Origin of the sequence: Citrobacter sp. MGH106, from assembly GCF_001037495.1 — a bacterium.
In the GTDB taxonomy this organism is placed as follows: domain Bacteria; phylum Pseudomonadota; class Gammaproteobacteria; order Enterobacterales; family Enterobacteriaceae; genus Citrobacter; species Citrobacter murliniae.
On the sequence record NZ_KQ089822.1, the window covers coordinates 1,119,557 to 1,132,568 of the forward strand.

A 13,012-nucleotide genomic window follows, 5' to 3' on the forward strand; every position below is an offset into this window, starting at 1 on the left:
GCCACTCGAAACTTTAAAATAGTGCGAACTACAGAGGTATTGAATGAAACGTGCAGTGATTACTGGCTTGGGCATCGTTTCCAGCATCGGTAATAACCAGCAGGAAGTCCTGGCATCTCTGCGTGAAGGACGTTCAGGGATCACTTTCTCTCAGGAGCTGAAGGACTCCGGCATGCGTAGCCACGTTTGGGGCAACGTAAAACTGGATACCACTGGCCTCATTGACCGCAAAGTTGTGCGCTTTATGAGCGACGCATCCATCTATGCATTCCTTTCTATGGAGCAGGCAGTTGCTGATGCTGGCCTCTCTGCAGAAGTTTACCAGAACAACCCGCGCGTTGGCCTGATTGCAGGTTCTGGCGGCGGCTCCCCGCGTTTTCAGGTCTTCGGCGCTGACGCAATGCGTAGCCCGCGTGGTCTGAAAGCCGTTGGTCCGTATGTGGTGACTAAAGCGATGGCATCCGGCGTTTCTGCCTGCCTCGCAACACCGTTCAAAATCCACGGCGTAAACTACTCCATCAGCTCTGCCTGTGCGACGTCTGCACATTGTATCGGCAACGCTGTTGAACAAATTCAATTGGGCAAGCAGGACATCGTTTTTGCTGGCGGCGGCGAAGAGCTGTGCTGGGAAATGGCGTGCGAATTCGACGCAATGGGCGCGCTGTCTACCAAATACAACGACTCTCCGGACAAAGCGTCCCGTACTTATGATGCAAGCCGCGATGGTTTCGTTATCGCAGGCGGCGGCGGTATGGTTGTTGTCGAAGAGCTGGAACACGCTCTGGCTCGTGGCGCACACATCTACGCGGAAATCGTCGGTTACGGCGCAACTTCTGATGGCGCAGACATGGTTGCTCCGTCAGGTGAAGGCGCAGTGCGCTGCATGCAGATGGCGATGCACGGCGTTGATACACCAATCGACTACCTGAACTCACACGGTACTTCTACACCGGTAGGCGACGTGAAAGAGCTGGGTGCAATCCGTGAAGTGTTCGGCGATCACAGCCCGGCAATCTCTGCAACCAAAGCAATGACCGGTCACTCTCTGGGTGCTGCGGGTGTGCAGGAAGCTATTTACTCTCTGCTGATGCTGGAACATGGCTTTATCGCGCCAAGCATCAACATTGAAGAGCTGGACGAACAAGCTGCTGGTCTGAACATCGTGACCAAGCCGACTGAGCAAGAACTGACTACCGTTATGTCCAACAGCTTCGGCTTTGGCGGGACTAACGCCACGCTGGTGATGCGTAAGCTGAAAGCGTAAGTCTGGTACTAATACCAGTCATTGCCTGATGGCGTTTCGCTGATCGGGTTAAAAGGGAGCCAACAGGCTCCCTTTTTTATGGCGTTGACAATGGGGGCAATTTACAGGCAGACTCCCCGCTCAACATTATCCTCATGATAATGCGTAAGCGTTTAACGTTATCCAACGCACCTTAATCCTGATAGTCAGGTAGAGGGGGCGTGGCATTTCCTCGCCTTACTCTGCATTCTGGAGTAACGCATGACAGCAGTAACCCAACAAGAAAAAACATCTTCGGCGAATGTTTCGCTATTTCGTATCGCTTTTGCAGTTTTCCTGACCTATATGACGGTCGGCCTGCCTTTGCCTGTCATCCCGCTGTTTGTCCACCATGAGTTGGGCTATGGCAACACCATGGTTGGCATTGCTGTGGGCGTTCAGTTTCTGGCGACGGTATTAACGCGTGGTTACGCGGGACGGTTAGCCGATCAGTATGGTGCCAAACGTTCTGCGTTACAGGGGATGTTTGCCTGTGCGCTGGCGGGCGCGGCGTGGCTATTGGCTGCGCTATTACCAGTCTCTGTTCCCGTTAAGTTCGCGTTGTTAATTGTGGGACGTCTGATCCTCGGTTTTGGTGAAAGCCAGTTACTTACCGGAACCCTGACCTGGGGGCTGGGGCTGGTTGGGCCAACGCGTTCTGGTAAGGTGATGTCGTGGAACGGGATGGCGATTTACGGCGCACTGGCCGCCGGTGCACCGTTGGGGCTGCTGATCCACAGCCACTTTGGTTTCGCCGCGCTGGCGGGAACCACGATGGCATTACCGCTGCTGGCATGGGCATTCAATGGTACCGTCCGTAAAGTGCCTGCTCACGCTGGAGAACGGCCTTCTTTGTGGAGCGTTGTGGGGCTTATCTGGAAACCTGGTGTGGGTCTGGCGCTACAAGGCGTTGGTTTTGCGGTGATTGGCACCTTTATCTCCCTCTATTTTGTCAGCAACGGCTGGACCATGGCAGGATTCACCCTGACCGCGTTTGGTGGTGCTTTTGTGCTGATGCGTATTCTGTTTGGCTGGATGCCGGACAGGTTTGGCGGGGTTAAGGTCGCGGTTGTCTCTTTGCTAGTTGAAACAGCGGGTCTGGTACTGCTGTGGCTGGCACCAACGGCCTGGTTTGCTTTGTTGGGGGCGGCATTAACCGGGGCAGGGTGTTCGCTCATTTTCCCGGCACTGGGTGTGGAGGTCGTGAAGCGTGTTCCTGCACAGGTTCGTGGTACGGCGCTGGGTGGTTACGCCGCATTCCAGGATATCTCCTACGGCGTAAGCGGTCCTTTAGCTGGGGTTCTGGCCACCGCTTATGGCTATCCCTCGGTATTTCTTGCCGGGGCGATTTCCGCGGTGGTCGGAATTGTCGTTACGCTGCTTACCTTGCGAAAAGGTTAAGTGACGAGCCAGAAAATGGCTAATGCAATCATCAACGCCACAAACATCAGTCCCGGTCGCGCCGACAGTGATTTAATGTTTTCAATCACCGGTGCGAACGGGCTGTAAATCGGCTGAAGATGTCGAGGATCGTTTAATTCTTTGTCCCGCTCTACGCGCCGCAAGAAGATCTGATTGAGTAAATCCTGTACCTGCACAGTGGTCAAAATCGTTTGCGGTTGGATCTGCCAGGTCTGCTGCGCGTAGTCTTTTATCGCCGCGAACTCATTCGGTTCCAGCGGTTGTTTCAACGCTGCCTGAAGCGTTTGCAACGTTGGTGCATTTTGCAGGCTTAGCGTCTGACGCGCTTGCAGCCAGGTCACCAGATGGGTGAACTGCTTCGCGGGGATCAGTTCTCCGCTTTTTACGCCGGACAATTCCAGCATGGATTGCCATATTAGCTTGCCGGATTCTCCGGTGGCCGCAGCCAGTTTTGTCACCAGTTGATTCAACGTGTTGTGCTCTGCCGGGAGCAAAGGGCGATCGGTTGCCGGGCGCTGTTGTGGCTGCGGGATCGAAAGTTGCCCCTGCTGTAACAGTGTCAGCACATTTTTTAACTGTTCTGGTGTGAGTTGACTGAGCGCTGTTTGTCCGTACTGCTGGCGAATAAAATCACTCACAGCCTGGCGATTATTCCCCTGACTCAGCAATTCTGTGAGCTGTGACAGTACCTGACGGTTAGCATGATTCTGCTGAGCAATGCCAAGCCGTTGGTTCAGGTTTTGCTCAGCGGCAGGAAAGTGACGCGACTGCAACGGTGTATCACTTTTGACCCCCAGATCGTGCTTCATTCCAGCCCATACCTCGGCACTTTGCTGCTGAGTGAGTGAAATTAAACGCGTGATAAGTCGTTCCAGCACAGTACGTTGCTGCGTGGATAACGGTTGCTCACCCGCAACGGCAGGGGCATTTGGGCCTTCACCGGGAGGGCGCGCGGGAGTACCAGAAATGGGCTGCATCATCTCTATTCCTTAAATCTGAGCTAACCAGGTCTCGCAGTATGCCTGGCGGCGAGATTATGGCACACTTGCCCGGTTAACTCTCGTTCTCAAACAGGTGCGAAAGACGTGAAAATCCTCGTTGATGAAAATATGCCCTATGCCCGCGAACTGTTCAGTCGTTTGGGGGAGGTCAAAGCGGTTCCCGGTCGCCCGATTCCCGTCTCAGAACTCGAAGATGCGGATGCCTTAATGGTGCGCTCGGTGACGAAAGTAAACGAATCACTGCTCAGCGGAAAACCCGTAAAATTTGTCGGGACGGCAACTGCAGGTACTGATCATGTGGATGAAGCCTGGCTTGCGCAGTCGGGGATCGGCTTTTCCGCAGCGCCTGGGTGCAATGCCATTGCAGTGGTTGAATATGTCTTTTCTGCGCTGTTGATGCTGGCGGAACGCGACAGTTTTGCATTACGCGATAGGACCGTAGGTATCGTGGGCGTCGGTAATGTGGGGGCGCGTTTGCAAGCGCGACTGGAAGCATTGGGAATTCGTACTTTGCTTTGCGATCCACCGCGAGCTGACCGGGGGGATGAGGGCGACTTTCGTTCACTGGAGGAACTGGTTGAGCAAGCTGATGTACTGACTTTCCATACGCCGCTGTTTAAAGACGGTCCGTACAAAACGCTGCATCTGGCTGATGAGGCGCTCATAAGCCGACTTAAGCCGGGAACCATCCTGATTAATGCCTGCCGTGGGCCGGTCATTGATAATGGCGCATTACTGAATCGTCTGAATGCCGGGCAGTCGTTGAGCGTTGTGCTGGACGTCTGGGAAGGTGAGCCGGATCTGAATGTGGCGTTGCTGGAGAAAGCCGACATCGGCACGGCGCACATTGCCGGTTATACCCTTGAAGGAAAAGCGCGTGGGACCACGCAGGTCTTTGAGGCCTACAGCAAGTTTATTGGTCGCGAACAGCACGTAGCGCTGAACACCCTGTTACCCGCGCCGGAATTTGGTCGTATCACATTGCATGGTCCGTTAGATCAGCCAACGCTGAAAAGGCTGGTGCATTTAGTGTATGATGTGCGCCGCGATGATGCGCCGCTGCGTAAAGTCGCTGGAATTCCGGGTGAGTTTGATAAACTGCGTAAGAATTACCTTGAGCGCCGTGAATGGTCGTCTTTATACGTAATGTGTGATGACGCTGCTGCAGCTACCTTGTTGTGTAAGCTGGGTTTTAACGCTGTTCATCACCCGGCACATTAATGTCTTCTTAATGCTCCCTGTCGAATAATACGACAGGGACGCTTATGTATTTCTGGAGTAAATCACCATGTCTGAAGGCTGGAATATTGCCATTCTGGGCGCAACGGGCGCCGTCGGCGAAGCCCTGCTCGATACACTGGCTGAACGCCAGTTCCCGGTCGGTGAGATTTATGCGCTGGCACGTAACGAAAGCGCCGGTGAGCACCTGCGTTTTAATGGTAAATCGATCGTTGTTCAGGATGTTGCTGATTTTGACTGGACACAAGCGCAACTGGCATTTTTTGTTGCTGGAGTGGAGGCAACAGCCGCGTGGGTGGAAGAAGCAACTAACTCAGGTTGCCTGGTTATTGACAGTAGCGGACTGTTTGCTCTTGAGCCGGATGTCCCGCTGGTCGTACCGGATGTTAACCCGTTCGTACTGGCGGATTATCGCAACCGCAATGTGATTGCCGTCCCGGATAGTCTGACCAGCCAGTTGCTGACTGCGCTGAAACCACTGATTGATGACGGTGGGCTTTCTCGTATAACGGTCACCAATATTATTTCAGCTTCTGCACGCGGTAAAAAGGCGGTGGATGCGCTGGCAGGGCAGAGTGCGAAACTGCTCAACGGGATCCCTGTCGATGACGATGATTTCTTCGGGCGTCAGCTGGCGTTCAATATGTTGCCGTTACTGCCGGATCGCGAAGGCAGCGTGCGTGAAGAACGTCGGATCGTCGATGAAGTGCGGAAAATTATGCAGGACGATGGTCTGCAGGTCTCCGCAAGCATAGTGCAGTCGCCAGTGTTTTACGGCCATGCACAAATGGTGAACTTTGAAGCCCTGCGGCCGCTGGCGGCAGAAGAGGCTCGTGATGCGTTTACCCGCGGCGAAGACATCGTTCTGTCGGAAGAGACGGATTATCCTACTCAGGTTGGCGATGCTTCTGGTACTCCCCATCTTTCGGTCGGCTGCGTACATAACGATTATGGTATGCCGGAGCAGATTCAGTTCTGGTCTGTAGCCGATAATGTGCGCTTTGGTGGCGCGTTAATGTCGGTAAAAATTGCTGAAAAACTGGTGCAGGAGTATCTGTACTAATGTCTGACCTGCAACAACTGCCAACACATAAAATTGCGCTGGGTATAGAGTATGATGGCAGCAAATATTATGGCTGGCAGCGCCAGAACGAAGTGCGTAGCGTTCAGGAAAAACTGGAAAAAGCGCTCTCACAAGTCGCCAATGAACGCATTAATGTATTTTGTGCGGGGCGAACGGATGCAGGCGTTCATGGAACGGGGCAGGTGGTGCATTTTGAAACCACCGCGCAACGTAAAGATGCGGCATGGACACTGGGTGTAAATGCGAATTTACCTGGTGACATTGCCGTGCGCTGGGTGAAGGCTGTGCCGGATGATTTTCATGCACGATTTAGCGCCACGGCTCGCCGTTATCGCTACATCATCTACAATCATCGGTTACGCCCGGCGGTTCTGGGGAACGGTGTGACGCATTACTATGAACCGCTGGATGCTGAACGTATGCATCGTGCGGCTCAGTGTCTGATTGGTGAGAATGATTTCACTTCGTTTCGGGCAGTGCAGTGCCAGTCGCGCACACCGTGGCGCAACGTGATGCACATCAACGTCACGCGTCACGGCCCATATGTGGTGGTCGATATCAAAGCAAATGCCTTTGTACATCATATGGTCAGGAATATTGTCGGTAGCCTGATGGAAGTAGGTGCCCACAACCAGCCGGAGAGCTGGATAGCAGAGTTGTTAGCGGCGAAGGACAGAACGCTGGCAGCGGCAACGGCGAAGGCGGAAGGACTGTATCTGGTTGCGGTAGATTATCCAGATCGGTTTGACCTGCCTAAACCGCCAATGGGCCCGCTGTTCCTGGCGGACTAATTCGAGTCGTAAAAGGCATAAATATGGACCTGATTTACTTTCTGATCGATTTTATCCTGCACATAGATGTGCATTTGGCTGAACTGGTAGCGGAATACGGTGTTTGGGTTTACGCCATTCTGTTTCTGATTCTGTTTTGTGAAACAGGACTGGTAGTGACGCCGTTCCTGCCGGGCGATTCTCTGCTGTTTGTCGCCGGAGCGCTCTCTGCGTTGCCAACCAATGATTTGAATGTTCATCTGATGGTGGCGTTAATGATTGTGGCGGCGATTGTTGGCGATGCGGTGAACTACACTATCGGTCGACTGTTCGGCGAAAAACTTTTTAGCAATCCGAATTCCAAAATTTTTCGCCGCAGCTACCTGGATAAAACCCATGCGTTTTATGCACGTCATGGTGGCAAAACGATTATTTTGGCGCGTTTTGTCCCTATCGTGCGTACATTTGCGCCGTTTGTGGCAGGTATGGGGCATATGTCCTACCGCCATTTTGCAATGTATAACGTCGCAGGCGCGCTGCTGTGGGTATTGCTGTTTACCTATGCAGGCTATCTGTTTGGCGATCTGCCGGTGGTACAGGAGAACCTGAAATTATTGATTGTGGCGATTATCGTCCTCTCCGTATTGCCCGGCGTTATTGAAGTGATTCGTCACAAGCGTGCTGCGTCACGTGCTGCAAAATAGAAAGTAACTCAGCGGTTCGACCACTTTTTTATCCAAAGTTTCGGGCTGTTATGTTTTAATGTGCAACATTCATGGTCTGTTGGGGGCAAAAATGGCATTATGCGCCCCTTATAACAAAGCTGACTAAGGTTCAGGCAGAAAGGTCACCAATGAGCTGGATTGAACGAATTAAAAGCAACATTACTCCCACCCGCAAGGCAAGCATTCCTGAAGGGGTGTGGACCAAGTGTGATAGCTGCGGTCAGGTTTTATACCGTGCTGAGCTGGAACGTAATCTTGAGGTCTGTCCGAAGTGTGACCATCATATGCGCATGTCGGCGCGCAATCGCCTGCATAGCCTGTTAGATGAAGGTTCTCTTGTGGAACTGGGTAGCGAGCTTGAGCCGAAAGACGTGCTGAAGTTTCGTGATTCCAAGAAATACAAAGACAGACTGGCTTCTGCGCAGAAAGAAACCGGCGAGAAAGATGCGCTGGTGGTAATGAAAGGTACACTTCACGGTATGCCGGTCGTTGCTGCAGCATTCGAATTCGCTTTTATGGGCGGTTCCATGGGGTCTGTGGTTGGTGCCCGTTTTGTCCGTGCCGTTGAACAGGCGCTGGAAGACAACTGCCCGCTGATCTGCTTCTCCGCTTCCGGCGGTGCGCGTATGCAGGAAGCGCTGATGTCACTGATGCAGATGGCAAAAACCTCTGCTGCACTGGCGAAAATGCAGGAACGTGGTTTACCGTACATCTCTGTACTGACCGACCCAACCATGGGTGGGGTTTCAGCAAGCTTCGCGATGTTGGGCGATCTCAACGTTGCTGAACCGAAAGCACTGATCGGCTTTGCTGGTCCGCGTGTTATCGAGCAAACCGTACGTGAGAAATTGCCGCCGGGATTCCAGCGCAGTGAGTTCCTGATTGAAAAAGGCGCTATCGATATGATCGTTCGCCGCCCGGAAATGCGCCTGAAACTGGCGAGCATCCTGGCGAAGCTAATGAATCTTCCTGCGCCGAATCCGGATGAGCCACGTGAAGGCGTGGTGGTACCTCCGGTACCCGATCAGGAATCAGAGGCCTGATAGTTTACTCTATGGATTTCGAGTTGCAGGAAGGCGGCAAGAGAGTGAATCCCGATGAACTTACACTGGTAAGTGATTCGGGTGAGCGAGTGCAGCCAATATCCCTGCAACTTGAAAGGCGACGAGTATAAAAGGGCAGGGCCGGTCGGCGCTGCCTTTTTCTTTTCTCACCGTAGCGAATTACATAAATCATGGACAATAAACGTATCCCTCAAGCCACGTCGCCCCTGGCGTCGTGGCTTTCTTATCTGGAAAACCTGCACAGTAAAACCATCGATTTGGGCCTTGAGCGTGTCAGCCAGGTTGCGGCGCGGCTGGGTATTCTTAAACCGGCTCCATTCATCTTCACGGTGGCGGGAACCAACGGTAAGGGTACAACCTGCCGCACGCTGGAGTCCGTACTGACGGCAGCCGGATATAAAGTCGGTGTGTACAGCTCTCCCCATCTGGTGCGCTACACAGAACGTGTTCGTGTGCAGGGAAATGAGTTACCGGAAGCGGCCCACACAGCCTCATTTGCTGAGATTGAAGCCGCACGCGGTGACATTTCCCTGACCTATTTTGAATATGGCACGCTGTCGGCGCTGTGGCTGTTCAAACAGGCACAGCTTGATGTGGTGATTCTGGAGGTTGGCCTGGGTGGGCGTCTGGATGCCACGAATATTGTCGATGCTGATGTCGCGGTGGTTACCAGTATTGCGCTCGACCATACTGACTGGCTGGGACCTGATCGTGAAAGTATTGGTCGTGAGAAGGCCGGCATTTTCCGTGCCGAAAAACCGGCTATTGTTGGCGAACCTGAAATGCCTTACACCATTGCAGATGTCGCGCAAGAGACCGGAGCGAATTTGCAACGATATGGCGTGGACTGGCGCTATGCTGTAACGGACAATGACTGGTCCTTTACGGACTGTCACGGTACGCTGGCGCACCTGCCGTTACCACAGGTTCCACAACCAAATGCCGCAACTGCACTGGCTGCCCTGCGGACAAGTGGACTTAATGTGAGCGAGCAGGCGATTCGTGAAGGTATCGAGTTGGCTATTTTGCCGGGACGCTTCCAGATTGTGAGCGAGTCGCCACGTGTTATTTTTGATGTCGCCCATAATCCTCATGCGGCGGAATATCTGACCGGGCGTCTGAAAAAGTTAGTGAAAAACGGGCGCGTACTGGCGGTTATCGGTATGCTACATGATAAAGATATTGCAGGTACGCTGGCCTGGTTGAAAAGCGTGGTTGACGCCTGGTATTGTGCTCCCCTGGAAGGTCCGCGGGGCGCGACAGCAGAACAACTGCTGGAGCATTTGGGCAAAGGCGAAGCCTATGGCAGCGTTGCTCAGGCATGGCATGCTGCGCTGGCAGATGCAAAACCAGAAGATACCGTGTTGGTGTGTGGATCGTTTCACACTGTCGCACATGTCATGGAAGTGATAGACGTGGGGAGAAGCGGTGGCGAGTAAGTTTCAGAATCGATTAGTTGGCACAATTGTGCTGGTGGCGCTTGGGGTGATTGTGCTTCCCGGGTTGCTTGACGGGCAAAAAAAACATTATCAGGATGAGTTTGCGGCGATCCCTCTGGTGCCTAAACCTGGCGATCGCGATGAGCCAGACATGATGCCTGCGGCAACGCAGGCGCTGCCGACGCAACCGCCAGAAGGCGCGGCAGAAGAGGTGCGTGCAGGTGATGCTGCTGCGCCGTCACTGGATCCGTCACGCCTGACTGCAGCAAACAGTGCGGAGTTTGATCCCATACCTGCGCCTGTCGAACAGCCGAAACCAAAACCGAAGCCGCAACCACAGCCTGTTGCACCCGTACCTGCACCTGCGCCAACGCCTAAACCGGCAGTTGCGGAGGCTCCGGCCCCAACCGGGAAAGCGTACGTCGTGCAACTCGGTGCGCTGAAAAACGCCGATAAGGTCAATGAGATCGTTGGTAAACTTCGGGGAGCTGGCTTCCGGGTATATACTTCCCCGTCAACGCCAGTACAGGGTAAAATAACCCGCATTCTTGTCGGGCCTGACGCCTCCAGAGATAAGCTGAAAAACTCGCTCGGCGAACTGCAAAAGATCTCCGGTTTGAGTGGGGTTGTGATGGGTTACACCCCGAACTAAATCGTGGCGCCAGCGTCGCTATCCTGCACGGGATTGTGCCTGATGGCGGTGTGCAGGCAGGCTTACAGTGTTGCTGTGTTGTGAGCCGGATAAGGTGCTTGCACCGCCATCCGGCAGTGCCCGAAGAGGCAAAAAGTTCGATGGCGTTGAAGATTTTTTCAGCGCCATTTTTATTTACGCGTGGAAAGGAAATCCCTACGCAAACGTTTTCTTTTTCTGTTAGAATGCGCCCCGAACAGGACGACAGGGCGTAAAATCGTGGGACACTTATGGTCTGGATTGATTACGCCATTATCGCGGTGATTGGTTTTTCCTGTCTGGTTAGCCTGATCCGTGGCTTTGTTCGTGAAGCATTATCGTTGGTGACTTGGGGTTGTGCTTTCTTTGTCGCCAGCCATTACTACACTTACCTGTCTGTCTGGTTTACGGGCTTTGAAGACGAACTGGTTCGAAATGGGATTGCTATCGCGATACTGTTTATCGCGACACTTATCGTCGGCGCTATCGTTAATTTTGTGATAGGCCAACTGGTGGAGAAAACAGGCCTGTCGGGTACCGACAGGGTGTTGGGGATCTGCTTTGGTGCTCTGCGAGGAGCGTTGATCGTCGCCGCCATTCTGTTTTTTCTCGATACGTTTACCGGTGTGTCGAAAAGTGAAGACTGGAGCAAGTCACAGTTGATCCCGCAGTTCAGTTTCATCATCAGATGGTTTTTTGACTATCTGCAAAGCTCGTCAAGTTTCTTGCCCAGACCCTAACGGTTCTGAGATGTGGCTTAACGAGGAAAAGACGTATGTGCGGTATTGTCGGTATCGCCGGTGTTATGCCGGTAAACCAGTCGATTTATGACGCGTTAACGGTGCTCCAGCATCGTGGTCAGGATGCCGCTGGCATCATCACCATTGATGCCAACAACTGCTTCCGTTTGCGAAAGGCAAACGGAATGGTGAGCGACATTTTTGAAGCTCGCCATATGCAGCGTTTGCAGGGCAATATGGGCATTGGCCATGTGCGTTACCCAACGGCTGGCAGCTCCAGCGCCTCCGAAGCTCAACCTTTTTACGTCAACTCACCATATGGCATTACGCTTGCCCACAATGGCAACCTGACCAATGCGCATGAGCTGCGTAAAAAGCTGTTTGAAGAAAAGCGTCGCCACATCAACACCACTTCAGATTCTGAAATTCTGCTGAATATTTTCGCCAGCGAGCTGGATAACTTCCGTCACTATCCGCTGGAAGCCGATAATATTTTTGCGGCTATCGCCGCAACTAACCGCCAGATCCGCGGCGCATATGCCTGCGTGGCGATGATTATCGGTCACGGGATGGTCGCTTTCCGCGATCCTAACGGTATTCGCCCACTGGTGCTTGGCAAACGCGATATTGGCGATGGTCGTACCGAATACATGGTTGCCTCCGAAAGCGTGGCACTGGATACGCTTGGTTTTGAATTCCTGCGTGACGTTGCACCTGGCGAAGCGGTGTATATCACTGAAAAAGGCCAGTTGTTTACCCGTCAGTGTGCGGATAATCCGGTCAGTAATCCGTGTCTGTTCGAATACGTCTACTTTGCGCGTCCTGATTCTTTCATCGACAAAATTTCCGTCTACAGCGCCCGTGTGAATATGGGGACTAAGCTTGGCGAAAAAATTGCCCGCGAGTGGGAAGATCTGGATATTGACGTCGTCATCCCGATTCCGGAAACCTCTTGTGACATCGCGCTGGAAATAGCCCGTATTCTTGGCAAACCGTATCGCCAGGGTTTTGTGAAAAACCGCTATGTGGGGCGCACTTTTATCATGCCGGGTCAGCAGTTGCGCCGTAAATCTGTACGCCGCAAGCTGAATGCTAACCGTGCTGAATTCCGTGATAAGAACGTGTTGCTGGTGGATGATTCTATCGTGCGCGGCACCACCTCAGAACAGATTATCGAGATGGCGCGTGAAGCCGGGGCGAAGAAGGTGTACCTGGCCTCTGCCGCACCGGAAATCCGCTTTCCGAACGTCTACGGTATTGACATGCCAACGGCGACGGAGCTAATTGCTCACGGGCGCGAAGTGGACGAGATCCGCCAGATAATTGGTGCTGACGGTCTTATCTTCCAGGATCTGAACGATCTGATTGAAGCCGTGCGCGCTGAGAACCCGGATATTCAGCAGTTTGAATGCTCGGTGTTTAACGGTGTGTATGTCACTAAAGACGTCGACCAGAAGTACCTCGATTTTCTTGATTCCCTGCGTAATGACGACGCCAAAGCAGTACTGCGTCAGAACGAAGCTGAAAACCTCGAGATGCACAACGAAGGTTAATGCTCTACAGCAAGCAAGGGGGA

12 protein-coding genes are annotated in these 13,012 nt (G+C 53.1%); 11 read left to right on the top strand and 1 reads right to left on the bottom strand.

Annotated elements, in window-relative coordinates:
- Positions 1 to 43: 43 nt before the first annotated feature.
- Positions 44 to 1,264, top strand: a complete 1,221-nt coding sequence (gene fabB / locus SK36_RS05250) for a beta-ketoacyl-ACP synthase I (protein ID WP_045445705.1) — start codon at positions 44 to 46, stop codon at positions 1,262 to 1,264.
- Between the two features lie 240 nt (positions 1,265 to 1,504).
- Complete coding sequence (locus tag SK36_RS05255; protein ID WP_045445703.1) at positions 1,505 to 2,683, top strand: MFS transporter; 1,179 nt, start codon at positions 1,505 to 1,507, stop codon at positions 2,681 to 2,683.
- Here SK36_RS05255 and flk read toward each other — a convergent pair.
- Positions 2,680 to 3,681: a flagella biosynthesis regulator Flk gene (flk, locus tag SK36_RS05260; protein ID WP_048222582.1), complete on the bottom strand. Its 1,002-nt coding sequence runs from the start codon at positions 3,679 to 3,681 to the stop codon at positions 2,680 to 2,682. The genes SK36_RS05255 and flk overlap by 4 nt on opposite strands.
- A gap of 108 nt (positions 3,682 to 3,789) precedes the next feature.
- On the opposite strand from flk, the gene pdxB reads away from it, so the two are divergent.
- From pdxB to purF, 9 genes are all read left to right on the top strand, one after another.
- On the top strand, positions 3,790 to 4,926 hold the full coding sequence (gene pdxB, locus SK36_RS05265; protein ID WP_048220973.1) for a 4-phosphoerythronate dehydrogenase PdxB: 1,137 nt from the start codon (positions 3,790 to 3,792) through the stop codon (positions 4,924 to 4,926).
- Between the two features lie 67 nt (positions 4,927 to 4,993).
- A complete protein-coding gene (locus tag SK36_RS05270) occupies positions 4,994 to 6,007 on the top strand; it encodes an aspartate-semialdehyde dehydrogenase (RefSeq protein WP_048220974.1) in 1,014 nt (337 codons plus the stop codon).
- Positions 6,007 to 6,819, top strand: coding sequence for a tRNA pseudouridine(38-40) synthase TruA (gene truA / locus SK36_RS05275; RefSeq protein ID WP_045445694.1), 813 nt, complete (start codon positions 6,007 to 6,009; stop codon positions 6,817 to 6,819). The genes SK36_RS05270 and truA overlap by 1 nt, the downstream gene beginning before the upstream one ends.
- Positions 6,820 to 6,842: 23 nt before the next feature.
- On the top strand, positions 6,843 to 7,502 hold the full coding sequence (locus SK36_RS05280) for a DedA family protein (RefSeq protein WP_045445690.1): 660 nt from the start codon (positions 6,843 to 6,845) through the stop codon (positions 7,500 to 7,502).
- Between the two features lie 149 nt (positions 7,503 to 7,651).
- The gene (accD, locus tag SK36_RS05285; RefSeq protein WP_045445687.1) at positions 7,652 to 8,566 is read left to right on the top strand and encodes an acetyl-CoA carboxylase, carboxyltransferase subunit beta; all 915 of its coding nucleotides are present in this window, start codon (positions 7,652 to 7,654) and stop codon (positions 8,564 to 8,566) included.
- Between the two features lie 191 nt (positions 8,567 to 8,757).
- Complete coding sequence (folC, locus tag SK36_RS05290; RefSeq protein WP_048220975.1) at positions 8,758 to 10,026, top strand: bifunctional tetrahydrofolate synthase/dihydrofolate synthase; 1,269 nt, start codon at positions 8,758 to 8,760, stop codon at positions 10,024 to 10,026.
- A complete protein-coding gene (dedD, locus tag SK36_RS05295) occupies positions 10,016 to 10,678 on the top strand; it encodes a cell division protein DedD (protein ID WP_048220977.1) in 663 nt (220 codons plus the stop codon). The genes folC and dedD overlap by 11 nt, the downstream gene beginning before the upstream one ends.
- Before the next feature lie 269 nt (positions 10,679 to 10,947).
- Positions 10,948 to 11,436 (top strand): colicin V production protein, encoded by a 489-nt coding sequence (gene cvpA / locus SK36_RS05300; protein ID WP_045445679.1) that lies wholly within the window; start codon positions 10,948 to 10,950, stop codon positions 11,434 to 11,436.
- Between the two features lie 35 nt (positions 11,437 to 11,471).
- Complete coding sequence (purF, locus tag SK36_RS05305; protein ID WP_045445676.1) at positions 11,472 to 12,989, top strand: amidophosphoribosyltransferase; 1,518 nt, start codon at positions 11,472 to 11,474, stop codon at positions 12,987 to 12,989.
- The last annotated feature ends 23 nt before the right edge of the window (positions 12,990 to 13,012 follow it).